A 25,467-nucleotide genomic window follows, 5' to 3' on the forward strand; every position below is an offset into this window, starting at 1 on the left:
ACTGCATTCGCCCCCAAAAGGGAACCGGGACCTATTTCGCGGGACGCTGTAAATCCATCGCCGGACCGGACGTCCCCTTCAGCATGCCTGTCCGCTTGGGCACGACGGCAACCGTCGAAAAATCAAGATCTTCCGCGTGGGCGAGGTCATGAATGATCGGGCACTCCGGCTCGCCATTGTCCGGGCAATAGGTGGCGAGGTTCCGAAGCGTGTCGGCCATCTCCCGGAGCGTATCCATCTTTGCTTCCAGGTCGATGACATGTTCCATGACGATGCGTTTGACATCACAGGAGGCGCCGCCCGGATCGCGCCACAGGGTCATGAGCTGCCTGATCTTTTCGATGGAAAAACCGAGATCGCGTCCACGCCGGATGAAACGCAGCGTTTCCAGATCATTGGCCGTATAGACCCTGTAGCCGGAATCCGTGCGGCTTGCCGATTTGATCAGGCCGATCGTCTCGTAGTGCCTGATCATCTTTGCTGAAACACCGGAGGCGGTGGCGGCTGTGCCAATGTTCATCGATCCTGCTCCTATCTTTCCGGGGTGAAAAATACATCAGCATGAATGTCGGCCGTACGCATGCCGCGCGCCAGAAGCTGCGGCACCGTTGCCTCGATCATGGCCGGCGGGCCGGCAATATAGGCTTTCCAGCCATCGAGATCGTCGAAATCATCCGCCACCGCCGTACCGACATAACCGCGACGGATATTCGTATGGTCTTCATTCGAAAGAACCGGGACGAAGCTCAGATTGCCGTGCCGGGTGGCGAGGTCCTCGAAACGGTCGAGCATATAAAGGTCACGCTCGGCGCGGGCGCCGAAATAAACGTGAACCGGGCGTTCACGGCCCGTTGCGAGCGCCGCTTCGACCACGGCCTTCACGGGGGCAAGCCCGGAGCCGCCGGCAATGCCGAGGATCGGTCCGCAATGTTTTTCCCGCAGGAACGAAGAGCCGAAAGGCCCCACGATCGTAACGGGATCACCCGCTTTGGCGAGCGAGAAGATGCGGCCGCTCGTCATGCCGCCGGGAACATGCCGGATGTGAAATTCAATCAGTTCCTCATCCACCCTGCTCGCGATCGAATAATCGCGCGGTGAACAGTCCGGATAAAGCAGGCGCACATATTGCCCGGGTTTGAAGGTGAACTGCGCCCGATCCTCGAGCCGGATGCGGATGAGCTTGATGTCATGGGTCGCATCGATCGCTTCCACGACGGTGCCCTCGAAACGGCCGGTCGGGATATCGGCGAATTCGTCCTCGCCGTCGAGCCAACCGATCGTCATATCGCTCATCGGCACGGCGCGGCAGGCAAGTGTGAGGCCATCCGCCTTTTCCTCTTCGGTCAATGAAAAGGGCGTATGCTTGAGAAGATCGATCTCACCGGAGATGAGATGTGATTTGCAGGCGCCGCAGCGGCCCATGCGACAGCCATGCGGATAGGCAATGCCGGCGGCGAGCGCGGCCTGAAGCACGGTCTCACCGGCAGCCGCCATGATGTTGCGGCCGATCTGCGGCAGATAGATTGTGTTGCCAGGCGTCACCATATCCGCCTCCTATTCGGCCGCTGCGAGCTGCAGGTCGGACGATCTGTCCACCAGCGGCGCACGGAAGCTTTTCAGACGCAGCGCATTCGTCAATACGAAGACGCTGGAAAGCGCCATGGCTCCGGCAGCAAGGACGGGCGACAGCAGAACGCCGTTGACAGGATACAATATGCCGGCCGCCACGGGAACAAGCGCTGCATTGTAAGCGAAGGCCCAGAACAGATTCTGGCCGATATTGCGGATTGTCGCCTTGGAGAGGGCAATCGCGTTGGCAACACCGCGCAGATCGCCGGACATCAGCACCACGTCGGCACTTTCAATCGCAACATCCGTGCCCGTGCCGATAGCAAGCCCGACATCGGCTGCGGCCAGCGCCGGCGCATCATTGATGCCATCGCCGACAAAGGCGACCCGTCGTCCGCCGGCGGCAAGCCTCTTGACCGCCTCTACCTTGCCATCGGGCAGCACTTCAGCCACCACCTCGTCAATGCCGAGGCGACGGGCAATGGCTTCCGCCGTGCGGCGATTGTCACCCGTGATCATCGTGACCTTGAGGCCCAGCGCATGCAGCGCCGCAATCGCCTCCGGTGTCGTCTGCTTGATGGGATCGGCAACGGCGATGATCGCGGCCAGCCTGCCATCGACGGCGGCATAAAGTGGCGACTGCCCTTCCCTGCCCATCCGCTCGGCATCGGCGGCGAAGGCCCCGACATCATAACCGAGTTTCACCATGAACCGGTCAGCACCCGCCTCTACCCGGCGACTATCGACTATCGCCGCGACACCGAAGCCGGGGGTAGCCTCGAAAGCTTCAGCCTCGGCAAGCGTCAGGCCACCATGTTTTGCGGCCTCGACGATCGCCTCGGCAATCGGATGCTCAGACCGGTTCTCGAGCGAGGCGACAAGGCGCAGCACCTCATCCGCATCGAAACCCTGGGTCGTGTTGAAATGCACCAGCTTCGGCTTGCCGAGCGTCAGCGTGCCGGTCTTATCGACCGCGATGACATCGGCGTCGCGCAGCGTCTGGAGCGCATCGCCGCGCCGGAACAGCACGCCCATTTCGGCGGCGCGGCCGGTACCGACCATGATCGACGTCGGCGTGGCAAGGCCCATGGCGCAGGGACAGGCGATGATGAGAACCGCAACCGCGTTGACGAGCGCGAAGGTCAAGGCCGGATCGGGCCCAAAGACGAACCAGACGGCGAAGGTAACAAGCGCCGCCAGCATGACGGCCGGCACGAACCAGTTGGTCACCTTGTCCACTAGCGCCTGGATGGGCAGCTTGTCGGCCTGCGCCTCCTCCACCATGCGGATGATCTGGGCGATCAGCGTATCGCTGCCGACCTTGGTGGCGCGGAAAGTGAAGGAGCCGTTACGGTTCACCGTGCCGCCGACGACCTCGGAACCCTCCGTCTTGGTAACCGGAACCGGTTCACCCGTAATCATCGATTCATCGACATAAGAAGAGCCGCTGAGGACCAGACCGTCGACCGGCACTTTCTCGCCGGGGCGAACGACGATCACATCGCCCGTTCGCACGTCCTGCAACGGTACATCGACGGTTTCGCCATCGCGCAGCACACGGGCCGACTTGGCCTGCAGGCCCACAAGCCGCTTTATCGCCTCGCTGGTGCGGCCTTTGGCGCGCGCTTCGAGGAAACGGCCGAGCAGGATCAGCGTGACGATGACCGCGGCGGCCTCATAATAGACATTGGCCGTGCCGCGCGGCAGGATTTCAGGCAGGAAAGTCGCGACCACCGAAAATCCCCAGGCGGCTGCGGTGCCCAGCACCACAAGCGAATTCATGTCCGGCGCGAGCCGCATAAGCGCGGGAATACCCTTTTTGAAGAAGCGCAGGCCCGGCCCGAACAGGACCAGCGTGGTTAGCACGAATTGCAGATACCAGCTTTCCTGCATGCCGACCGTTTCCATGACGAAATCATGGATGGCGGGCACCAGATGCGAACCCATTTCCAGCACGAAGACCGGTAATGTCAGGGCAACGGCCAAGGCGAGGCTGATTTTCAGGCTGCTCATTTCCGCTGCGCGCCTGTCCTGCTCCGCATCACCGGCTTTGTCGGCGACGATTTCCTTCGCCTTGTAGCCCGCCCGCTTGATCGCCTCCGACAAGGTGGCGGCAGAGGCGGCATTGCCCGCCACGCGGATGGTGGCACGCTCGGTCGCGAGATTGACGCTCGCATCGGAAACACCGGAAACCGCCTTCAGCGCTTTTTCGACGCGCCCGACGCAGGAAGCGCAGGTCATGCCTTCAATATCGAGCTCGACGGTTTTTTCTTCGACGCCATAACCCGCATGCCGAACCGCTGCGATCACCGCAGGCAGGTCAGGCGATCCGGAAAAGGAGACGTCAGCACGTTCAGTCGCGAGATTGACCGAGGCCTTCAAAACGCCCGGCACCTTGGCAATCGCCTTCTCCACGCGACCCACACAGGAGGCGCATGTCATGCCGTCGATCGCAATCTGATGACTCGCCCGAATCTCCATTTGTGACATGCGTATGACCCCTCTTTTCTTTATATCGAAAAAGATAGGGCTTCCCATCGTGGCAAGGTCAATAGGTTCTTTTTGATAACTTTCAAGAAGGAATGACGCAGCCGTGAACAGGTGTCCCAACGCCGGGTAAAGTCTGGGTTACATCCGGTGCGAGAAGCAGAGGCGCAAGGCCGTCAAACGCCTGCACCTTCTTAAGGATGTAGTCGAAGATGCTTTTGAAAGCCGCAAAGCCGAATTGAAGGCGGCGGCAAGGTGAGGCGACGGTTCAGCCCGCTTGAGCTTCATATCCTGCCGAAACCGGGAAGACTCAGGTTGCAGAAATAGGACAAACGCAAACTCGAGATGCGCCTTCCCCCAATCTAGCAACGAAAGCGGCAACAGCACAAAAGGCACCGCCGCTCTAGATCTTGATGTCGACGACAGGCATCAGACGTGGACACAAGTGATCGAACACGCGCAGAGTGCCGAGACATCAAGAACGCCGACTTCGCTCCACATCATTTTCAGCCGCTGAGGGCATGCGAGATAAGCTAAATGATGACCTCGCAGAAGCACGCCGTAGCCAGTCCACCTTGGCGTTCAGATACCGCACCCACCATTCATCGAAATAGCAAAGTGGCAAGGCGATGGACACGCAAAGTACCGCTGTAGTCGCGAAAAGAGGCATCCCTCCATTTGTAAATATGTGGAGAAAAAGCCAACTCGAGACTGAGCCGAATACAAGAAGGTGGACGAGGTACAAGGAAAAACTGAGACGACCGAGCGCGAACATCAGCCGATTGTTCATAACGCCATATATTTTACCATTCGTCATGGTCGCAAATATCACGCAGGCGGAGCCAGCAGAGTAAATAATAGACCACGCGATTTGCGGAGAAGCGGCAGCAAGCGCCGACGACCATGCATAGGCCTGTGAGGGTTCAAAATATCCAAGCAAATAGATACCGAACCCTAAAATCCCCGCCGATAAGTACAAATTAACCCCGTGAATCTCCCATCTGCTTATGGCAAACGATACTCCCATTCCAACGATGAACGGCAGCATGAACGCCATGCCAGCTAAGGCAGGCAATCCAGATCCTGAAACACCGAAAATCGTTGCGAGGCATGCCACACAGATGAAGGTAATTGACCTGTTGTTGCCTAACTTCGAAAGGACGGGCACTGCGGCGAAAACGATAAGGCTGCCATAATACTCGTAGACCATTGTCCAGAGGCTTGGGTTTACTCCAGACTGCCCTGAGAAAAAAGTCGTCAGTCCCTGCCAGATGGCAGTGAGGAATGAGGGATAGCTTTCGTTAAAGGAAGAATGCCCAAACGTTTGCATCCAATAGCTGCCGCTCTTGGCCCCCGCGTCTTTGTAGAAATACAAGTCTGCCCGGAACAGAAGCGCGCTGAATAGGCAGACAACGACAACCGGTCCAGCGAGCCTCGGCCAGCGCTTTAATCCAGACCAAAGTGAGCGGTATGGATCGGGGTTTTTGAAGTATCCCCAACTCAAAACGAACCCGGACAGGGTGAAGAAGAAAAAAACTGCTCCGTTGCCGTTTATGAAAAAGAAAAAAGGCGATCCCACCAAGCTGCCGTCGTTGCGCTTGTCGGCTATGATTCCAGATATTGAAGGATGAAACGCCAGAACGAAATGGTGAACCGCCACGATTATGGCTGCGATGCCTCTCTGGCCCTCTAGCGGTATGAGCTAGTCAGATGACAAATATTTCGCGCGCACAGTAGGATTGTCCTTCTAGTCTCTCGCCCCCGCTGACGCGCGAACGGCTATTGTGTATTTGCGCGGAACCTTTTCCAAAAGGAAGGTTTTTCCACGGGTACGGTCGCCTCAACGACAACATCGACAGAGGTTGTCTCCGGCTTTTTGCTGACCACAGTCAAAAACTGAAGCGCCTCATCGTGAAACACGTTAACGATTTCCAGCCCGACAGACTTGGTGAATACCCTAGCTGCCCGGTCGTTGAAAAACGTATAGTGTGAATACACGACATATGGATCTCGATATGCGGGAACCTGCCAGACGAAAAGGCCACCTTCTTTCAGCTTCGTGGTCACAGCCTTTCCAAGCTCAAAAGCGTTGGGGATATGCTCCAACGTGTGCCACATGAAAACGGCATCCACGTTGCCAGGAACGTCGTCAAGCGACCCGGCAACCTTCAGTTTATCTCCCAGACCAAACTGAGGCACTGTTTTGTTTAGAAGGTCGACGTTGATATCGATCGCCCACGACGTCTCGTAAAACGAGCAAGCGGCGGCAGCTAAATACCCCTCACCAGCACCGAGATCGACAATCGATTTTCCTCCAATGATGTTCCCCACCAGATAATTCAAGAAAGAGATATTCTCTCTGTTCTGGTGTAGGCGAAGGTCATCGATTTTTTGGCTATAGAATCCATCAGCGCTGTTGATCTGGACTTGCAACGCCTCGACAGAATCGACCTGCTCTTTGAGCAAGTTCGTACGGTTTGTGATCGCCGTACATGCAGAGCATATGCATATTTCAACGCTGTCGCCAGAAACATCAAGCCGCCTCTGAAACAAGTGCGTCGTGCCGATCGATCCGCAGCACGGACAACTTTCATTATTCATTTTCGTCCCTTTCAGACAACTTTCGCGACAATAGTTAGAAGGTGGGGGAAGCACAACTCTTGAAGCCGCAAGAGCCGGCTGCGTACATGAAAATGCTTACGTCTTACAGGGAGCTTCCAACAAATTAGTCAAACTGAAATAGCGTTCCCGCCCGCCAAGCTGCGGTTGGGCTTTCCATGTATCTCACTCATGCAGATCGGGATGTGGCACGTCCGGGCGGGTTTCGCGAAGCGCGGTTTTGCTGAAATTCACAGGTTCACTAGAACTTTCCGCTCAGGCTGAGTGGATTGTCTACTGCACGATACCCAGCGTTACCCCTCACCTCGTTGCAGGGACTACGGTGACAATCTGCAAGAGGACCTCATCATCGGGACAGGTTGCTTTCATTGGCATCGAATATTCGCTCGATCACCGTAGTAAACGCGCGCTTTTCGACGGGTAAAAAGTGAGCGGAAAGGTAGATTAAAAACAGGGTATTCCACCTATCGGTTTAAAATATAGGTGCCCTTCTAAATTTATATGGTGCGGACGGCGGGACTTGAACCCGCAAGACCAATGGTCGGCAGATTTTAAGTCTGCTGCGTCTACCGATTTCGCCACGTCCGCATTGCCGTGCCTTGCCCCCTTGCGGCCAAGACATTGCAAAAAATCGTCACCCTCCGGGCGTGCGGCCCAACAGCCAGTCCCAAAGGCGACGGAGCCTCATCTACACAGGCCGGGCGGTTTCGGTCAACGGGGCCTCAGCCACACCAGGACTGATTTTTTGCCGAGACCGGATGGGCGAGCCCCTCCCGCACGAGCTGATCGGCAAAGGAGACGCCCGAACGTGAAAGCCGTTTGCGTTCCGTGGCTTGCCCGGCCGCATCGCCGGAGGACGCCACATCGAAGGCACCGGCATTCAGCATGTCGCGAAGCCTGACCTTTGCGACGAAACCGCGCTGGCGCTCTTCCATGCAGCGCGCCCGGTCGATCTGCGGAACGTCGATGCCGGCGAGCTGTGTCTTCACGCCCTTCATCCAGAAAGTGTTGCCATCGGCCACGCAATTATTGAGGCCGGAGCGGCCGCAGAAGGCAAAGGCGCCGCTTTTTTCGCCAAGCGAGATTTTTTCGACCGAGGGACGCGTTTCCGGCAGGATGGCGGCGACCTGGCTTGGCTGCGCGGCGGAGGGCATGGCGATCGGACGCGGCGGCACCGGGCCGTTGCCGGGCAGAACCGGCGCTGCGGGGCGAATGGATGCCACTTTCTCGGTCGTAACTGTGTCGCGTTTGGCCGCCGTCGCGACTTTCGGGGAACTTGTAGCCGACGATGTCGCCTTCGCGACATGCCGCTGCGGCAGAAGGCTTTCGCGATGTTCGTAGGCCTGAATGCCGCCGGCAACGACACCCAGCATCAGCACCCAGGGCCAAACGCTGCCGCCGCTCGATTTCTTCGCCGTGCGGCGTCGTGCTGTCGATTTTCGGTTGCTCACGATCGGGCTCCTTTCAACGGAGCCGCATTATCGGCCAAAGGAGTTTCCGAAAGGTTGGCATTCCCAAACAGCTGTGGATAAACCCTCAGCGAACCTGATCGAGCAGGCGCTTGCATTCCAGCAGGTCGAACAGGGCTTCCTGCAACAGAGCCTGGTCGTCCTTGCCGATGCTCGATTTGCCGACCGATATTTCGGCATCGCTGTTGCCGCCACCGAAGCCGAAAAAACGGCCGCTCGGCTTGGCCTTCGGACGGCCGACGACCTCGTCCCCATCCGTATCGATGACGCGCGGTTCGGCGACTTCCTTTTCACCGCTCGCCGCCATGATGGCTTCCATGGTCGCCAGATCGCCGGAGGCGATTGCCGCCACGAAACGGTTGCCATTGGCCTTCAGAAGCTTCTGCACGCCCTTGATGGTGTAACCATGGTCATAAAGAAGGTGACGGATACCCTTCAGAAGATCGATATCATCCGGGCGGTAATAACGGCGCCCCCCACCCCGTTTCATCGGCTTGATCTGCGGAAAGCGTGTTTCCCAGAAACGCAGCACATGCTGCGGCAGGTTCAGCTCATCCGCCACTTCACTGATCGTCCGAAACGCGTCGGGGCTTTTGTCCAAATTTCCACTCCCATCCGAACCGGATCGCCATGCATCCGGCCGGACACTGAACGAGAACGCTTTTCACTCACCGGTCAAACACCACACGAAAGTCCATCAGACCCTCGCGCCGGCGCCATTGCGGCGAGATACAAATCACTAAAATTGATTATGATGTGAGTCGACCGGATTTCAACGGCTTGCACGTTGAAATTCAAGTATGTTCACAAGAAGAATGGGTAAAAAGGCTTGCGATACGGCAAAAAGCGCGTATCGCGGCGGCTTCAGGGCGGGCTTATGCCCCGGCCTTCTGGCCCTTCTGCTTGGCCTTGCGGGCCGTATGGGCCTTGAGAATACGCTGTTTCAGCACATTCGAGGCCTTGAAGGTCATGACACGGCGCGGCGAAATCGGAACTTCCTCACCCGTCTTCGGGTTGCGGCCGATACGCTCGTTCTTTTCCCGGATCTGAAAAGTGGCGAAGGACGAAAGCTTGACGACCTCGCCGCGGGTGATCGCGTTGCAAATCTCGTCGATGATGGTCTCGACCAGTTCGGCGGATTCGGTGCGGGACAGCCCGACTTTACGAAACACAGATTCTGCAAGATCTGCGCGTGTCACTGTCTTCCCGGCCATTTTTCCCCACAAACCGTGTCTGAATTTTTCTCTAGGAGCCGCCGAGATTATTTCCCTTGTGGCGACCGGTCAAGGGATTGTTCCAGATTCATTTGAGGCTTTCGGCAATCAGTGCAAGGGCTTAGAGCGACTGATACGGTTTTGACACACGCTCGCGCCGTTCGGGCGCATCTGACCGGGGCACGAGCGCGAAAAACACAACCTATTTCGCGCCACCACCCCGGCAAATGCGGAAATCACGCCTTTACCAGCGCAGCAGCACGGCACCCCAGGTGAAGCCGCCGCCCATGGCCTCCAGCATAACCAGATCGCCCTTCTTGATGCGTCCGTCGCCGGCCGCAACGGCAAGTGCCAGCGGAATGGATGCGGCCGAAGTATTGCCGTGCTTATCGACGGTGATGACGACCTTTTCCGGACCGATGTTGAGCTTCTTCGCCGATCCGTCAATGATGCGCTTGTTGGCCTGATGCGGAACGAGCCAGTCGAGATCATCCGAAGTCGTGCCCGTCGCCTCAAAGGCCTGTTCGATTACGTCGGTGATCATGCCGACGGCGTGTTTGAACACTTCCCGGCCTTCCATGCGCAGATGGCCGACCGTACCCGTCGTGGAAGGTCCACCGTCGACATAAAGCTTGTCCTTGTGCGAACCGTCGGAGCGCAGCTGCGCGGTCAGGACACCGCGATCGGCCGAGGTGCCCTCGCCTTCGCCGGCTTCCAGAACCAGCGCACCGGCACCATCGCCGAAAAGAACGCAGGTGGTGCGGTCCTTCCAGTCGAGAATGCGCGAGAAGGTTTCGGACCCGATGACCAGAACGCGCTTGGCCATGCCGCCGCGAATATAGAGATCGGCGGTCGATACGGCATAAACGAAGCCGGAGCAAACGGCCTGCATATCGAAGGCGAAACCGTGGGTCATGCCAAGTCGGTTCTGGATGTTCACCGCCGTTGCCGGAAAGGTGTTGTCCGGGGTCGAGGTGGCCAGAATGATGAGATCGATATCGTCGGGCGTGAGACCGGCATTGTCGAGCGCGGCACGGGCCGCCGCCTCGCCGAGAGACGCGGTGGTTTCACCTTCGCCGGCGATATAGCGTTGCTTGATGCCCGTGCGTTGCACGATCCATTCATCGGAGGTTTCGACAACCCCTTCGATTTCACTGTTTGTCATGACACGCTTCGGAAGCGCTGCCCCGAAACCACGGACTATAGAGCGGATCATTCCCTTATTCCTCGTCAGCCACGAGAGCTTCGGGCGCCGGGGGCGGAAGCCGTCTTGCGTGGTAAATCTTCAGATCATTTTCAATCTTGGCCGTCAGGCCGTTGTGCACCATGTCGTAACCGACATCGACAGCGGAGGCAAAACCGATGGCATCCGTACCGCCGTGGCTCTTGATGACAATGCCGTTCAGGCCGAGAAAGACGCCGCCATTGACTTTGCGCGGGTCCATTTTTTCGCGCAGCACGTCAAAGGCGCTTTTCGCCAGGATGTAACCTATCTTGGCGAAGAAGCTGCGGGAGATCGCCTCACGCAAAAGCGTGGTGATCTGGCGCGCCGTACCTTCAGCGGCTTTGAGCGCGATGTTGCCGGTGAAACCTTCCGTCACCACCACATCCACCGTGCCCTTGCCGATGTCGTCGCCTTCGACGAAACCGCGGTAATCGATGGTACCGAGGTCTGCCTCGCGGATCAGCCGTCCGGCCTCACGCACTTCTTCCTGGCCCTTGACCTCCTCGACGCCGACATTGAGCAGGCCGACGGTGGGACGGTCGATATCAAAAAGCGCGCGCGCCATGGCACCGCCCATCAGGGCAAAATCGAGAAGCTGCTGGGAATCGGCGCCGATCGTTGCGCCAACATCGAGAACGATGCTTTCGCCCTTCAGCGTCGGCCAGATACCGGCAATCGCCGGGCGCTCCACCCGCGCCATGGTGCGCAAACAGAATTTCGCCATGGCCATCAGCGCGCCGGTATTGCCGGCGGAAACCACAACGTCGGCCTCACCAAGCTTCACCGCTTCGATGGCGCGCCACATGCTGGAGACGTAACGGCCACGGCGCAACGCCTGGCTCGGCTTTTCGTCCATGCTGACCGAGACTTCACAATCGTGAAAGACCGACTTTTCCCGAAGGGCGGGATACTGTGCCAGAATGGGGTCGCATTTGCTCTTCTGCCCGTAGAGCAGAAAAGTTACATCGTTGTGCCGTTCAAGCGCCTTGGCGGCACCGGGTATGGCAACATCTGGGCCGAAATCGCCACCCATGACGTCAATTGCAATTCTGATCACTCGTCCCTTATCCTTCTTGCCGCCACTCAGGCGGTTTTGCGCGAAAATACCTTTTCCGGCCCTTGTTACAATAAAATTATTTCAGCCCGGTCGGGCCATTCAGTCTTTTTTCCAATCTTTCAGCACGGCAAAGGGCGACGGGCGCTTTTCCTCTTCGGGCTCCTTTTCAGCCGCTTCGGGAAATTCCGCATCCGGCTTGCGCGGATAGGGATCGATTGCAAGTGCGGCAAATTCGGCAACCACGGCACCAACATCGATGCTGTCACCGGTGAACTGGTCGGGAATGTCCGGCCCATCGGGATCGAGCACGATCTCGCCTTCCTCGTTTGTGACCATCCGCGCCAGTTTCGAGCCTTCCGGAACGAAAATCTGCTCGATGGCCTCGTCGATCTTGCTCGAGACCGGCTCCAGCGTAACGACGCAGGATTGGGTTATCGCCGCATGCACCTCACCCTTGACCTTCACGCCATCCTTCTTCCAGCGGGAGACCTGCAGCTCCGCCTTCAGATATTCGACGGAAACCACATCCCAGAATTTTGCCAGCGCCTTCAGTTCCTCGGCACTGGCCTCGAGACCAATCCTGACGGGATTGGCGGAAATATGGCCTACCTTTACGGGATAGGAAAAAGGCAGGTCGTCATTTGCGGGGTGTCGCGCGTTCATCGTGAACCTCATTGTCCAGGCAAGGGCAGCGTCAGGCTTCCGGTTGCTATCGTCTCTTCGGACTGGGCGGCAAGGGCTTGCGATGTTTCCATCATCCAGCCCGCCAGCCCCTCCATCTCGGGTGCCTTGTCGTCTGCCTGCGGATATATATTGCGCCGGAGCGCTGCGGCAAGAGCAACCCGGTCGGATGCATCGAGCGCCGCCGCATAGGATTCGAGCCGCCCATAGAACATGCCGGCGAATTTCTTCATGCGTTTCGGCACGCCCTGATCGCCTATGCCCAGCTCACGAATGGAGTGGTCGAGGTCCTGAAAAAAGGCATCGACGATCTCCTGGGCGATCTCTTGCCCGCTGACACCGGAAGACTTGGTACGGCGGAAATAGAGAATCATGATGACCGACAGCATCTCGAAACGGCCCATGACGGTGTCGGGAACACCGAGATCAAGATAAAATCCGGGCGTGCGGGCAGCGGCCGTCAAGGTCGAATATTGCCGGTCGACTATGGCGCGATTGTTGTTTTTTTGTCTGAACAGCCCGAATATCATCTTTTTTTCCGAACGGGGCGGGTGAATTCACTTACCGCCCATCGCACTTGTTGCATGATCGTCAAAGCTGGTTTACCGAAGCATCCACGAATTGCAATGCTGTCGCGGTCACGTTCGTCTTTGGGCTGAAACAGTCGAAGAGAACCGGAGGAGCTCCAAAAGACCGGGAAAGCATTGAATTTGGGGAGTGATCGGGGTTTTCCGTCCCCGGATTGACACAATCATGTGCACAGACACTGTGCACCACGCAATGCCGGAAGGTGCCATTCATGATCGCAGTCGGGGAAAAGCAGTTGAGCAAGCAGAAATCCGCAAGTCACGGCAAAATTCTGAGCAAGACCGCCATCGCAATCGTGCTCGCATCCGGCCTGCTTTCCGCCTGCAGCAGCACCACCGACGTGTTCCACAACGGCTACGTCATGGACGAGCAGTCGCTTCAGCTGATCCCGGAAGGTTCCAGCCGCGAGCAGGTTCTGCTGACCATGGGCACGCCCTCCACCACCGCGACCTTCGGCAACGAGGTATTTTATTACATCTCGCAGAAGCGCGTGCGCCGCGCCGCCTTCATGAAGCCGTCGCTGGTCGAGCAGAACATTCTCGCCATCTATTTCAACAAGGACGGCGTCATCGAGCGCAAGGCCAATTATGCGCTTCAGGACGGCAAGGTCTTCGACACGATTTCGCGTACCACGCCGACCGGCGGCAAGGACCTCACCTTCCTGCAGCAGCTGCTTTCCGGCGGCACCTCTGGCGCCAATATCGCCAAGAGCATTCTCGGCCAGAACGGCAACAACCCCTGACCTTAGGGAAGAATGGAAAATTCAAAGGCCCGGGGATCTCTCCCCGGGCCTTTTCATTTGTCAGGATGTCAGCCCTCAGTGGGCAAGAACCGCCAGCAGCAGCAACGCCACGATATTGGTGATCTTGATCGCCGGGTTGACGGCGGGACCGGCGGTGTCCTTGTAGGGATCGCCGACCGTGTCACCCGTCACAGACGCCTTGTGGGCATCCGAACCCTTGACATGGCGCACGCCGTCCTTGTCGATGAAACCGTCCTCGAAGCTCTTCTTGGCGTTATCCCAGGCACCGCCGCCTGACGTCATGGAAATCGCCACGAACAGGCCGTTGATGATGACACCGAGCAGCGATGCGCCGAGCGCGGCAAAGGCCGAGGCCTTGGAACCGGAAATCAGCAAAACGCCGAAATAAACGACGAGAGGCGCCAGAACCGGCAGGAGCGAGGGGATGACCATTTCCTTGATCGCCGCCTTGGTCAAAAGATCGACCGCCTTGCCATAGTCCGGCTTTTCCGTTCCGGCCATGATGCCGGGCTTTTCCCGGAACTGGCGACGGACTTCCTCCACGATGGAGCTTGCGGCCTTGCCAACCGCCGTCATGGCGATGCCGCCGAAGAGGTAAGGTATCAGGCCGCCGAACAGCAGACCGGCCACGACGTAGGGATTGGCGAGGCTGAAGGATATCTCGCCGATGTCCTTGAAGTAAGGATAGGTATCGCCATTGGCGGCGAAATAGGACAGGTCGTTGGAATAGGCGGCAAACAACACCAGCGCGCCGAGGCCTGCCGAACCGATGGCATAACCCTTGGTGACCGCCTTGGTGGTGTTGCCGACGGCGTCCAGCGCGTCAGTCGCCTTGCGCACATCCGGGTCGAGACCGGCCATTTCGGCGATGCCGCCGGCATTGTCCGTTACCGGGCCGAAGGCATCCAATGCCACGATCATGCCGGCAAGGCCGAGCATGGCGGTGACTGCGATGCCGGTGCCGAACAGGCCGCCGAGCTGGTAGGTGCCGATAATGCCGCCGACGATGACGATGGCCGGCAATGCCGTCGATTCCAGCGAGACCGCAAGGCCCTGGATGACGTTGGTGCCATGGCCCGTGACCGAGGCCTGGGCGATGGAATTGACCGGCCGCTTGTTGGTGCCGGTGTAATATTCGGTAATGACGACGATCAGTGCCGTGACGACGAGGCCAACCAATCCGCAGAAGAAGAGATTGGTGCCGGTGATCTCCACACCGGCGACAGTGCCCACCGTTCCCCAGCCGATCGTCGCATAGGTCGCGACCGCAAGGCCCACGACCGAGAAGACGCCGGTGGCGATGAGGCCCTTGTAAAGCGCGCCCATGATGGAATTGTTGGTGCCGAGCTTGACGAAGAAGGTGCCGGCAATCGAGGTCAGGATGCAGGCGCCGCAAATCGCCAGCGGATAAACCATGGCGCTTTCCAGCACCGGTGTTCCTGCGAAAAAGATTGCGGCGAGAACCATGGTGGCGACCACCGAGACGGCATAGGTCTCGAACAGATCGGCCGCCATGCCGGCGCAATCGCCAACGTTGTCGCCGACATTGTCGGCGATGGTAGCGGGGTTGCGCGGGTCATCCTCAGGAATGCCGGCTTCCACCTTGCCGACAAGATCGCCGCCGACATCGGCGCCCTTGGTAAAGATGCCGCCGCCGAGACGGGCAAAAATGGAAATCAGCGAGGCGCCGAAGCCGAGCGACACCAGCGCGTCGATCACCTCACGCGATCCGGCCGGATGGCCCATCACTGCGGTGAGGATGTAATAATAGATCGAGACGCCGAGCAGCGCGAGGCCCGCCACCAGCATGCCGGTGATGGCGCCCGACTTGAAGGCGATATCGAGACCGGCGGAAAGGCTGTGCGAGGCGGCCTGCGCAGTGCGCAGGTTGGCGCGCACGGACACATGCATACCGACAAAACCGGCGACGCCCGACAGCACCGCGCCGACGAGGAAGCCGATGGCGGCCATGGATGAGAGAAGATACCAGGCCAGAATGGCGACGATCAGGCCGACAATGGCGATGGTGAGATACTGGCGGGTGAGATAAGCTTGCGCACCTTCACGGATATAACCTGCTATTTCACGCATGCGCTCATTGCCCTGATCGGCATCGAGAACGCTCTTGGTTGCCCATACCGCGTAAACCACGGACAGGACACCGCATAAAATCACTATGGGTATTACGGTCATGCGCACTTACCTCCCAAAAGGCCGGGTCTCACTCCCTCCCCGGCGCGGCGAAACCTTGTGCAGAGGGAGACGGACGGCCTGTCCGAAATCCCCCATTGGGCATTTGTTCCCCTCCCAAGGAAAAATGTCCTCGCACGGAGATTGCGTTGGCGCGAGGTCTCGCGTCAAGCCCACAAATTTGCCTGAAACTTGAAAGGGGTAGAGTGCCGCGCGCGACTCAGGCGGCTTTTTTGCGCGTTGTCAGAAGCAGGGAGAGGACAAGCACAAGGCAAAGTCCCGCAACCGGCCAGATGACGAGGTTCATCACCGACCAGCCCCAGGCCGTGAACACCTTGCCGGACGAGAAAGACGACAACGCCACGGTGCCGAACAGCACGATATCGTGGAAGCCCTGTACCTTGTCCGCCTCATGCGGGCGGTAGCTGGAAGTAATGATGGCGGTTGCGCCGATGAAACCGAAATTCCAGCCGAGACCAAGAAGGATGAGCGCCGCCCAGAAATTCCACAGTTCTATGCCCATATGGGCGACAATCGCGCAGGCCATCAACACGATGAGGCCCGTCGCCACGATTTTTTCCGCGCCGAATCGGGAAATCAGCATGCCGGTGAAGAAGCTTGGGCCGAACATGGCGAGAACATGCCACTGGATGCCGAGCGTGGCGAGTTCGGTCGGGAAACCGCAGCCGACCACCATGGCAAGCGGCGCGCCGGTCATCATGAAGGTCATCAGAGCATAAGAGCCAATGCCGCAAATCATGCCGGTGACGAAACGCTGGGTGCGAACGATTTCCGACAGGGGTCTCACCGCCCCCGTATGGGTGGAAGCCGCCTTCGGGTCCGGCAATTTCAGAAATGCCAGAATGGCGATAGAGACGAGACCGAGCGGCACCAGCGCGATGAATGCGCCAGCGAAGGTGACCGGTGCAAGCAGGTCCTTCCCGAGAATCGCCAGTTGCGGCCCGACAATGGCGGAGATGATGCCGCCTGCCAGAATCCACGAGATTGCCTTCGGCTTGTAGAAGGATGGCGATGCGTCCGCAGCGGCGAAGCGGATTTTCTGCGTGAAACCGCCGGAAATGCCGATCAGCAGCAGGCCAACGGCAAACAGCCAGAAATCCGAACGGAAGAGTGCAACCGCGGCAACGCCGCCGCCGATGGAGCACATCAGCGCGCCGACCATGAAACCGGCCTTGCGGCCGAGGAAACGGGACGCGGCCGCCACGCAGATGGCGCCGAGCGCCACGCCAATGTTGAAGCCGGTGAGCKGCGCGGTCGCCAGCGACTTGTCGGCACCGAGCAGCTGATAACCCGCGAGCGCGCCGACCGAAAAGCTTAAGGGCGCGGCCGATCCCATGATCGCCTGCGCCATGGAGAGGAGGAAGACGTTGCGCTTCGCCTCGTCCAGTTGAACTTCAAGTCCGGGGACGGAAACTACGCTCATCTCTTCCTCACCTGCCTGTTATTAGCGTTTTGCCTCGCCGCGCACCTGTTTGGCGATGCGGTCAAGCACCGCATTCACCAGTTTGGGCTCATCGTGCTCGAAGAACGCACGGGCGATTTCAACATATTCCGTGACGATGACGGCAACCGGCACGTCCTTGCGCTCGAGAATCTCGAAGGTGCCGGCACGCAGGATGGCGCGCACGGTGGCATCGAGACGCGACAGCGGCCAGTCTTCCAGAAGGGCGGAGCGCACCAGCGGGTCGATCTTCGTCTGGTCGCGTACCACACCCGAGACGATCGAACGGAACCACGAAGGATCGGCCTTCAGATAGGTGTCGCCGTCAACTTCCTGGCCGAGACGATGCGCCTCGTATTCGGCGACGACTTCCATCACGCCGGTTCCGCCGACATCCATCTGGTAAAGCGCCTGCACGGCCGCAAGGCGGGCCGCGCCGCGCTGGTTGGCGGGCTTTACCGAAGGCTGGCGCGGTTCGCCGCCATTTTCAACATCCGACATGCGTTCAGCCACCCAGTTTCTTTTTCAGCTCGATCATGGTGAGCGCCGCGCGGGCAGCAAAACCGCCCTTGTCCTTGTCGGAGCGGCGCACGCGCGCCCAGGCCTGCTCGTCATTTTCGACGGTGAGGATGCCGTTGCCGATCGGCAGCGATTCGCTGACGGCGAGATCCATCAGGGCGCGGGAAGATTCGTTGGAGACGATATCGAAGTGATAGGTCTCGCCGCGAATGACCATGCCGAGCGCGACGAAGCCGTCATATTCGGTGCCGTCATTGTCGGCACCATCGAGCGCCATGGCGATGGCGGCGGGGATTTCCAGCGCGCCGGGAACGGTGATGACGTCATAGGTGGCGCCGACTTCATCGAGCGCGAACTTCGCGCCTTCGAGAAGGGCATCTGCCATATCGTCATAAAAACGTGCTTCCACGATAAGAAGATGGGGTTTGGACATGTGAGGGTTCCTGGGGATTTTCCCGAAAAGCTTTACGCCGGATCATACCGGCATTTGCGGCGGTCAAACCACGGCTGGCCGTTCTTGGCAAGTATTTTCATGCATTACCCGCGCAGCATGACCCGTTTGCGCGGCATCCTGCAAGGCTTGATGTCCGTGTAGCGCGGCTGAAAAATCAGCTTTTCTGGAAAGCCAGATGTACGCCGAGCCCCATCAGCACCGTTCCGGCGGCGCGGCGGGCGAGTGCCTGCACGGCACTGGATCGCTTCAGACGCCCGACCATGGCGCCCGCCAGAAGCACGCCGACGAGATCGGCGGAGGAGAAGATGAAATTGACGGCGATGCCGAGGATCAGGAACTGCAGCCAGACCGGAAAGGCGGCCGCCGGATCGACGAATTGCGGCAGGAAGGCCAGAAAGAACAGTGCCGTCTTCGGATTGAGCACGTCAACGATGATGCTGTCGATGAAAGCGCGACGGGCCGATTTCGGCTCGATGGTCAGATTGACCGCCTCGCCTTCCATCTTGCTGCGCAGCATCGAAAAACCGAGCCAGACCAGATAAAGCGCGCCGCACAGCTTCACCGCAAGGTAAAGCCACGGCACCGCCTGAAACAGCACCGAAAGACCCGCAGCAGCCGCGAAAATGTGGAAATAGCAGCCGACATGGATGCCAAGCACCGCCATCAACCCGGCAAACCGGCCACGCGCCATGGTTTGCGCGGCCGCATAAAGCATGGCCGGGCCGGGAATATAGGCAAACAGGGCAGTGGTGATGAAAAAGGCTGTCAGCAGTTCAAAAGACGGCATGTTGTATTTCCCCTCCCCGTTTTGGGTGAAAACGGCTGAAGAGACGTCTTATAGTATTTTGAGCTTCATCGGAAGCAAGGTAGCGACCATTATGCGGTTTGCTGTACTCGTCACGATCGTTCCGTCATACCGGCCTTGAGCCGGTATCCAGTCGACGCGCATCTGCGCGGCGGTCACGCCCTCTTTCAGCCCAAGGACTTGGGCTGGCTGGATCCGGCTCGGGGCCGGAATGACGGGTGGACGGGGCGTCGGCGAGCATAATAACCCGCCGTGTCCCTTGTCGGTCTACGCCGAGGGAAATTCCGCAAGCCTTGCGGCATAACGCGCCATCGTATCAACCTCGAAATTGACGAAATCGCCCGGCTGGCGTTCACCCCAGGTGGTGACGGCAAGCGTGTGGCGGATCAGCAGCACGTCGAAATCGGTGCCTTCAACGGCATTGACGGTGAGCGAGGTACCATCGAGCGCCACGGAACCCTTGGGGGCGACGAATTTCGCCAGATGCTCCGGCGCGCGCAGGCGGACGCGCACCGCCTCGCCTTCCGATTCGACCGACAGTATTTCCGCCCTGCCATCGACATGGCCGGAGACGATGTGGCCACCGAGCTCGTCACCGATCTTGAGCGCCCGCTCCAGATTGACATGCGTGCCCTTCTGCCAGCCTGCGATCGTGGTGAGGCGCAGCGCCTCTTCCCACGCCTCGACCTCGTACCAGCGCTCATTGCTGCCGTCGTCAGGCAGCTTTGTCACGGTCAGGCACACGCCGCCATGCGAGATCGAAGCGCCCATGTCGATGGTCTTCGGATCGTAATTGGTGGCCACCCGCAGGCGGACACCCTCCGGCAGCGCTTCCAGTTCGGACACAGTTCCGACATCGGTGACAATTCCGGTAAACATCAAATCGGCCTTTCATATTCGAAGCAGCGATCCGGCCCGTAGGCTGTCTCGCTGACAAGAGCATAATCGCCCGGAATATCGGCACGGCTGAGCGGCGTTTCAATGCCACCCTCACCGATCACGACCGGGCTTTCGAACAGCATGATACGGTCCACCAGCCCGGCTTCAAGGAATGATTTTGCGGCAAGAGCGCCGCCTTCGACCAGAAGTTCCGACATACCGCTTTCGGCGAGGATGTGAAGGAGGTCTTCGAGCGACGGGGCTTCGAGGATTTGCACGCCGGCGTCGGTGAGGCGTTGGCGCTTTGACTCGGGGTTACCCCCCTCTGCCCTGCCGGGCATCTCCCCCTCAAGGGGGGAGATCGGCAAGGGGCTATCCCCTCGTTCAAATAGCGACCCCGGTTCACCCTCTCTGACGGTAGATGCCGGAAGGACCGACGCTCCATCGATCTCCCCCCTTGAGGGGGAGATGCCCGGCAGGGCAGAGGGGGGTAAAGCGACAACCACCACCGGAACTTCACGCGCACTTCGCACCAGCTTAGACGTCAACGGCAACTCAAACTGCCGATCCAGCACGATGCGCACCGGCGAGCGCTCCTCCATACCGGCAATGCGCACCGTCAGTTCAGGGTCATCCGCGATCGCGGTACCGATACCCACAAGGATGCAATCACAGCGCGCCCGCAGTTCATGCACGGCATGGCGGGCCTCGGGACCGGTGATCGCCACCTGCCCCTCGCCTTTCCTGCCAATCATGCCATCGGCGGAAACAGCAAGCTTCAGAATCACATGCGGGCGTTTTTTCATCTGACGTGTGAGGTAACCGGCGAGCGCTCTCTTGCCTTCATCACGCAGCAGGCCGGTTTCCACGACAATGCCGGCATCGCGTAAAATCGAATAACCGCGGCCCGAAACGCGCTCATCGGGATCATCCACTGCCACCACGACACGGGCGACGCCGTATTCCACCAGCGCATTGGCGCAGGGCGGGGTCTTGCCCCAATGGGAACAGGGTTCAAGTGTCACATAGGCGGTCGCGCCACGCGCCGCCTCGCCGGCGATTTCCAGCGCCTGCCGTTCGGCATGCGGCCGGCCGCCGATGGCGGTCACGGCTTCGGCGATGATTTTCCCGTCTTTGACGAGCACGCAGCCGACCGAGGGGTTGGTCAGCGTCTGGCCCTGGTGGCGAAGCGAAACCTCGATGGCCCGCGCCATGAATCTTTCGTCATCGGCACGGCTCGTCACATCTATGCTCCACCATCCGTATCACGGGCGATCTTGGCGTTGATTTCGGCAATGACGTTCTCGAAATCCTCGGCATGGCTGAAATCGCGATAGACCGAGGCATAACGCACGAAGGCCACGTCATCGAGGCTCTTCAGCGCTTCCAGAACCTGCAGGCCGATTTCTTCCGAGGGGATTTCGGTCTCGCCCGAACTTTCCAGACGACGGGCGATGCCGGACACAGCACGCTCGATCCGGTCACGATCGACCGGGCGCTTGCGCAGCGCGATCTCGAAGGAACGCACCAGCTTTTCCCGGTCGAAGGGCAGCTTGCGGCCGCTTTTCTTGATGACCATCAGCTCGCGCAGTTGCACGCGCTCATAAGTCGTAAAGCGGCCGCCGCAATCCGGGCAGATGCGCCGCCGACGGATGGAGGTGTTGTCCTCCGCCGGACGCGAGTCCTTGACCTGTGTGTCTTCGGAACCGCAAAATGGGCAGCGCATCGTCTTCTTTTCCTTACATGTACGGGTACATCGGGAAACGGTCGGTCAGGCCGACGACCTTTTCACGCACCGCAGCTTCGACGGAGGCATTGCCTTCATCCGAATTGGCAACCTTCAGGCCGTCGAGAACCTCGACGATCAGCTTGCCGATTTCGCGGAATTCCGCTTCCTTGAAACCGCGCGTCGTGCCGGCCGGCGTGCCGAGACGGACGCCAGAGGTGACGAAAGGCTTTTCCGGGTCGAAGGGAATGCCGTTCTTGTTGCAGGTGATGTAGGCGCGGCCGAGGGCTGCTTCCGCGCGCTTGCCGGTGGCGTTCTTCTTGCGAAGGTCGACCAGCATCAGGTGGTTGTCGGTACCGCCGGAGACGACATCCAGACCGCCTTCGATCAGAGTTTCGGCCAGTGCCTTGGCGTTCTTCACGACCTGCACGGCATAATCCTTGAATTCCGGCTGCAACGCTTCACCGAAGGCGACGGCCTTGGCGGCGATGACATGCATCAGCGGGCCGCCCTGCAGGCCGGGGAATACGGCCGAGTTAAACTTCTTGGCCAGATCCTCGTCATTGGTGAGGATCATGCCGCCACGCGGGCCGCGCAGAGACTTGTGCGTGGTCGTCGTTGCGACGTGGCAATGCGGGAACGGCGACGGATGCTGGCCACCGGCAACGAGACCGGCGATGTGTGCCATGTCGACCATGAGATAAGCACCGACTTCATCGGCGATCTCGCGGAAACGCTTCCAGTCCCAGACGCGCGAATAGGCGGTGCCGCCGGCGAGAATGAGCTTCGGGCGGTGTTCCTTGGCCTTGCGCTCCACTTCGTCCATGTCGAGAAGGTTGTCGCCTTCGCGCACGCCGTAGGACACGACATTGAACCACTTGCCGGACATGTTGACCGGCGAACCATGCGTCAGGTGGCCGCCCGAGTTCAGGTCGAGACCCATGAAGGTATCGCCCGGCTGCAGGAGCGCGAGGAACACGGCCTGGTTCATCTGCGAACCGGAGTTCGGCTGGACGTTGGCGAAGTTGACGCCGAACAGCTTCTTGGCGCGCTCGATGGCGAGCTCTTCAGCGATATCGACGAACTGGCAGCCGCCGTAATAACGCTTGCCCGGATAACCTTCCGCATATTTGTTGGTCATGATCGAACCCTGCGCTTCGAGCACGGCGCGGGAAACGATGTTTTCCGAGGCGATCAGTTCGATCTCGTGGCGCTGGCGACCCAGTTCCTTCTCGATCGCGCCGAAAATATCCGGATCGACTTCGGCAAGCGGACGGGAGAAGAAAGCATCTGTGTTCGACATGGTGAAGGCTCCTGAAACAGTAATGCGATGGCGTCTTAGCGCCCTGCCCCGACAAGAGCAATACGGGCAGCGAGATTTGCCCGTCAAACTGCGACGTTGCGACAAAAAACGACAGTTGTTTTTATGATCGACAAAGAAAAAAGCCGCACCAGGATGGCGCGGCTCTCTTTATCGAAAATTCTGGAAGACCGATCAGTTGCGCGGCAGCAGATCGTCGTCCACCGCACCGGCCGGCTGCTCCATGCCGCTCGTGGTGTTGAGCGCCAGTTCGGCATTGCCGTCCTTGCCGTAGATATCGTCGCGGAACTGAACCACGCCGTCCTTCGCCGACCATGCGGTGATGTAGACGAAATAGACAGGAACTTCCTGCGCCAGCTTGATCGGCGTGTTAACCCGGGTGGCGATGACGCGTTCCATTTCCTGACGCGACCAGCCGGGCGTGTCGCGCAGCAGCCAGCTCGTCAGGTCGCGAACGTTCTGCACGCGCACGCAGCCGGAGGATTCGAAACGCATCAGCTTGTTGAACAGGCCCTGCTGCGGCGTATCGTGCATATATTCGTTGTTCGGATTGTGGAAGTTGATCTTCGTCGAGGACATGGCGTTGATCTTGCCGGGATCCTGACGGAACATCAGGTTCGGGGCCTTCGGGGCGAACCAGTCAACCGCGGTCGGCGAGACTTCCTGTCCCTTGCCGTCGATGAGGCGGATGTTATTGCGCTCCAGATAGGTCGGATCCTTCTGCATCAGCGGCACGATGTCCTTTTCGACGATCGAGCGCGGCGCGGTCCAGTAAGGGTTGAGGATGACCTCGTAAATCTTGGAGTTAATGACGTGTGTCGGGCGGCTGGCGCGGCCGACAACGGCGGTGTTGCGCAGCACGACACGTTCATTTTCAACGGCTTCGATGGCGGCAGCCGGGATATTCACCATCAAGTGACGCTGGCCGAGATCACCGGACATGGACTGGATGCGCACGAGGTTGGTCTGCAGCTGCGCCAGACGGATCTGCGCCGAAACATTGAGTGCCTTCGTGGTGTATTCGCCGCTGACGCCGTCCGCCGGAAGGCCATGGCGGGCCTGGAAACGCTTCAGCGCGCCATCGACATAGGAATCGAAGGCGCTGGAAATACCGGCTTCGCGCGGCAGGTCGCCCGACACCATCAGTCGCTGACGCAGCGCCTGTACGGAAGGATCGGAGACGCCGATCTGCAGACGCTGCTGGGAAGTGGGCACTTCCGGCCAGCCGCCATTCTGAACGATCTGCTGATATTGCATGATCGCCTGCTGCATGTAGACAGGGGCTTCCCGTCCGAGAACCGGATTGTTGGAAACAACGCCCACGGCTGAACGCGAGGTATTCGCGTCGAACTGGTCATCCCAGTTGCCGCGGCGCGAAGAGCCCATGAGGTCGTTGAGCGCGTTCTGCGCAAAGGCCGGCGCGGCAAGTGCTGCTGCACCAACGGAAACGGCCGAACGCAGAAGCGCGCGGCGCGATACGGAATCGGAAACGGATTTCTTTGTCATTCTACCTACCAGCCACTCTCTTCGGCATTCTGAACAATGCCTAAATCAATATGATTAACAAACACGTACAACGTGTCTGCCGGCCGGTATTACCCGATACGCATGATCAGGGCGCTGGTGTCTGGCAGTACAATCGGCACTTGCCGCAACAACAGGAGGAACAGCCGGCTCCTTAGACTTGCGCGTCCCATATCAATATGGCCGATTCGTGTCACGGCCCTCTTCTCACGAAGCTGTGTTCCCCTGAAAAACAGGGCGAAGGCCTGGCGGATAGCCGGACTTGACAGGCAAAAATGCGTGGCGGCAGGGTGTGGAATCCGCAAGCCGGGAGCAAAAAATGCCCCCGGCTTAAACAATGAAACCGTCGCGGTATTACAGGCGGTAAGCGATCGAGTCGTTCCAGAAGCGATCGAGGCGCTGCAGCAGCTTGTTCATTTCGGAGAACTCGCCGGTGCCGATGCCGCCGACCTTTTCGATCGAACCGACGTGGCGCTCATAAAGGCGGGCAACCGTTTCGGCGATTTCCTGGCCCTTTTCCGTCAGGCTGATACGGACCGAGCGACGGTCGACACGCGAGCGCTGGTGGTTGATGAGACCGAGGTCGACCAGCTTCTTGACGTTGTAGGAGACGTTCGAGCCGAGGTAATAACCACGCGAACGAAGCTCGCCAGCCGTCAGTTCGGAATTGCCGATGTTGAACAGCAGCAGGGCCTGAACGGCGTTGACGTCATCGCGACCCTGACGGTCGAACTCATCCTTGATGACATCGAGGAGGCGGCGGTGGAGACGTTCCACCAGGTGCAGCGACTCCATGTAGAGCGAGCGGATGGTATCTTCATGTGCATCGGCAACAACGGCCTGGGGCTTAACTTTGCTATTGATCATGACTGCCTCACTGTTTTGTTTGGCGGTGTGTTTGTTTGTCTCCCGCCT

General features: G+C 59.2%; 24 protein-coding genes, 1 tRNA gene and 1 pseudogene. 2 read left to right on the top strand and 24 right to left on the bottom strand.

What is annotated here, in order from left to right; genetic code table 11:
- Positions 1-31 precede the first annotated feature (31 nt).
- From cueR to QD336_RS15480, 3 genes are read right to left on the bottom strand one after another with little or no spacing between them, the layout of a single operon-like run.
- Positions 32-520, bottom strand: coding sequence for a Cu(I)-responsive transcriptional regulator (cueR, locus tag QD336_RS15470; RefSeq protein WP_269343870.1), 489 nt, complete (start codon positions 518-520; stop codon positions 32-34).
- A gap of 11 nt (positions 521-531) precedes the next feature.
- Complete coding sequence (locus QD336_RS15475; protein ID WP_499171288.1) at positions 532-1,545, bottom strand: 2Fe-2S iron-sulfur cluster-binding protein; 1,014 nt, start codon at positions 1,543-1,545, stop codon at positions 532-534.
- Between the two features lie 9 nt (positions 1,546-1,554).
- Positions 1,555-4,059, bottom strand: a complete 2,505-nt coding sequence (locus tag QD336_RS15480; RefSeq protein WP_499171289.1) for a heavy metal translocating P-type ATPase — start codon at positions 4,057-4,059, stop codon at positions 1,555-1,557.
- Positions 4,060-4,210: 151 nt separating this feature from the next.
- Between QD336_RS15480 and QD336_RS15485 the strand changes: the two are divergent.
- Positions 4,211-4,451 (top strand): annotated as a pseudogene (locus tag QD336_RS15485) (integrase); the annotation flags it as partial.
- Between the two features lie 80 nt (positions 4,452-4,531).
- Here QD336_RS15485 and QD336_RS15490 read toward each other — a convergent pair.
- The 10 genes from QD336_RS15490 to QD336_RS15535 all read right to left on the bottom strand — a co-directional run bounded on the left by QD336_RS15490 (position 4,532) and on the right by QD336_RS15535 (position 12,851).
- The gene (locus QD336_RS15490; protein ID WP_499171389.1) at positions 4,532-5,755 is read right to left on the bottom strand and encodes an acyltransferase family protein; all 1,224 of its coding nucleotides are present in this window, start codon (positions 5,753-5,755) and stop codon (positions 4,532-4,534) included.
- A gap of 80 nt (positions 5,756-5,835) precedes the next feature.
- Positions 5,836-6,657, bottom strand: a complete 822-nt coding sequence (locus QD336_RS15495) for a class I SAM-dependent methyltransferase (RefSeq protein ID WP_499171290.1) — start codon at positions 6,655-6,657, stop codon at positions 5,836-5,838.
- Positions 6,658-7,177: 520 nt separating this feature from the next.
- Positions 7,178-7,263: transfer RNA gene (locus QD336_RS15500), tRNA-Leu, on the bottom strand.
- Positions 7,264-7,397: 134 nt separating this feature from the next.
- On the bottom strand, positions 7,398-8,126 hold the full coding sequence (locus QD336_RS15505) for a nuclease (RefSeq protein WP_269343926.1): 729 nt from the start codon (positions 8,124-8,126) through the stop codon (positions 7,398-7,400).
- 85 nt (positions 8,127-8,211) lie between these two features.
- Positions 8,212-8,745, bottom strand: coding sequence for a MerR family transcriptional regulator (locus QD336_RS15510; RefSeq protein ID WP_003502237.1), 534 nt, complete (start codon positions 8,743-8,745; stop codon positions 8,212-8,214).
- 274 nt (positions 8,746-9,019) lie between these two features.
- Entirely contained in the window at positions 9,020-9,358 is a 339-nt protein-coding gene (locus tag QD336_RS15515) for an integration host factor subunit alpha (RefSeq protein ID WP_003502236.1), read from the bottom strand.
- Between the two features lie 244 nt (positions 9,359-9,602).
- Positions 9,603-10,574 (bottom strand): beta-ketoacyl-ACP synthase III, encoded by a 972-nt coding sequence (locus tag QD336_RS15520; RefSeq protein ID WP_499171291.1) that lies wholly within the window; start codon positions 10,572-10,574, stop codon positions 9,603-9,605.
- A gap of 4 nt (positions 10,575-10,578) precedes the next feature.
- Positions 10,579-11,640 (bottom strand): phosphate acyltransferase PlsX, encoded by a 1,062-nt coding sequence (plsX, locus tag QD336_RS15525; RefSeq protein WP_309590083.1) that lies wholly within the window; start codon positions 11,638-11,640, stop codon positions 10,579-10,581.
- A gap of 99 nt (positions 11,641-11,739) precedes the next feature.
- Positions 11,740-12,303 (bottom strand): YceD family protein, encoded by a 564-nt coding sequence (locus QD336_RS15530; protein WP_269343930.1) that lies wholly within the window; start codon positions 12,301-12,303, stop codon positions 11,740-11,742.
- A gap of 8 nt (positions 12,304-12,311) precedes the next feature.
- Positions 12,312-12,851 (bottom strand): ubiquinol-cytochrome C chaperone family protein, encoded by a 540-nt coding sequence (locus QD336_RS15535; RefSeq protein ID WP_269343932.1) that lies wholly within the window; start codon positions 12,849-12,851, stop codon positions 12,312-12,314.
- Between the two features lie 269 nt (positions 12,852-13,120).
- Here QD336_RS15535 and QD336_RS15540 point away from each other — a divergent pair, with 269 nt between their 5' ends.
- Positions 13,121-13,651, top strand: coding sequence for an outer membrane protein assembly factor BamE (locus QD336_RS15540; protein ID WP_269343934.1), 531 nt, complete (start codon positions 13,121-13,123; stop codon positions 13,649-13,651).
- Between the two features lie 75 nt (positions 13,652-13,726).
- Here QD336_RS15540 and QD336_RS15545 read toward each other — a convergent pair whose 3' ends face one another.
- The 11 genes from QD336_RS15545 to ldtR form a co-directional block, all read right to left on the bottom strand.
- A complete protein-coding gene (locus QD336_RS15545; protein ID WP_269343936.1) occupies positions 13,727-15,865 on the bottom strand; it encodes a sodium-translocating pyrophosphatase in 2,139 nt (712 codons plus the stop codon).
- A 217-nt stretch (positions 15,866-16,082) separates the two neighbouring features.
- On the bottom strand, positions 16,083-17,306 hold the full coding sequence (locus QD336_RS15550; RefSeq protein ID WP_499171292.1) for an MFS transporter: 1,224 nt from the start codon (positions 17,304-17,306) through the stop codon (positions 16,083-16,085).
- A gap of 21 nt (positions 17,307-17,327) precedes the next feature.
- Positions 17,328-17,825, bottom strand: a complete 498-nt coding sequence (nusB, locus tag QD336_RS15555; protein ID WP_010971444.1) for a transcription antitermination factor NusB — start codon at positions 17,823-17,825, stop codon at positions 17,328-17,330.
- A 4-nt stretch (positions 17,826-17,829) separates the two neighbouring features.
- Complete coding sequence (locus QD336_RS15560; RefSeq protein WP_269343941.1) at positions 17,830-18,276, bottom strand: 6,7-dimethyl-8-ribityllumazine synthase; 447 nt, start codon at positions 18,274-18,276, stop codon at positions 17,830-17,832.
- A 175-nt stretch (positions 18,277-18,451) separates the two neighbouring features.
- Positions 18,452-19,084 carry a LysE family translocator gene (locus QD336_RS15565; protein ID WP_269343942.1) on the bottom strand — a complete coding sequence of 211 codons (633 nt, stop codon included), beginning with the start codon at positions 19,082-19,084 and terminating at the stop codon, positions 18,452-18,454.
- Positions 19,085-19,369: 285 nt separating this feature from the next.
- The gene (locus tag QD336_RS15570) at positions 19,370-19,981 is read right to left on the bottom strand and encodes a riboflavin synthase (protein WP_499171293.1); all 612 of its coding nucleotides are present in this window, start codon (positions 19,979-19,981) and stop codon (positions 19,370-19,372) included.
- Positions 19,981-21,225 (bottom strand): bifunctional diaminohydroxyphosphoribosylaminopyrimidine deaminase/5-amino-6-(5-phosphoribosylamino)uracil reductase RibD, encoded by a 1,245-nt coding sequence (ribD, locus tag QD336_RS15575; RefSeq protein WP_499171294.1) that lies wholly within the window; start codon positions 21,223-21,225, stop codon positions 19,981-19,983. The genes QD336_RS15570 and ribD overlap by 1 nt, the downstream gene beginning before the upstream one ends.
- A gap of 2 nt (positions 21,226-21,227) precedes the next feature.
- Positions 21,228-21,707: a transcriptional regulator NrdR gene (nrdR, locus tag QD336_RS15580; protein WP_003502218.1), complete on the bottom strand. Its 480-nt coding sequence runs from the start codon at positions 21,705-21,707 to the stop codon at positions 21,228-21,230.
- A gap of 13 nt (positions 21,708-21,720) precedes the next feature.
- On the bottom strand, positions 21,721-23,010 hold the full coding sequence (gene glyA / locus QD336_RS15585; protein ID WP_499171295.1) for a serine hydroxymethyltransferase: 1,290 nt from the start codon (positions 23,008-23,010) through the stop codon (positions 21,721-21,723).
- Between the two features lie 192 nt (positions 23,011-23,202).
- Positions 23,203-24,534, bottom strand: coding sequence for a L,D-transpeptidase family protein (locus tag QD336_RS15590; RefSeq protein WP_269343949.1), 1,332 nt, complete (start codon positions 24,532-24,534; stop codon positions 23,203-23,205).
- A gap of 372 nt (positions 24,535-24,906) precedes the next feature.
- A complete protein-coding gene (ldtR, locus tag QD336_RS15595; RefSeq protein ID WP_026363448.1) occupies positions 24,907-25,416 on the bottom strand; it encodes a transcriptional regulator LdtR in 510 nt (169 codons plus the stop codon).
- Positions 25,417-25,467 lie beyond the last annotated feature (51 nt).

The sequence above is a fragment of the Rhizobium sp. BR 250 genome, assembly GCF_047445855.1.
Lineage (GTDB): Bacteria > Pseudomonadota > Alphaproteobacteria > Rhizobiales > Rhizobiaceae > Agrobacterium > Agrobacterium tumefaciens_I.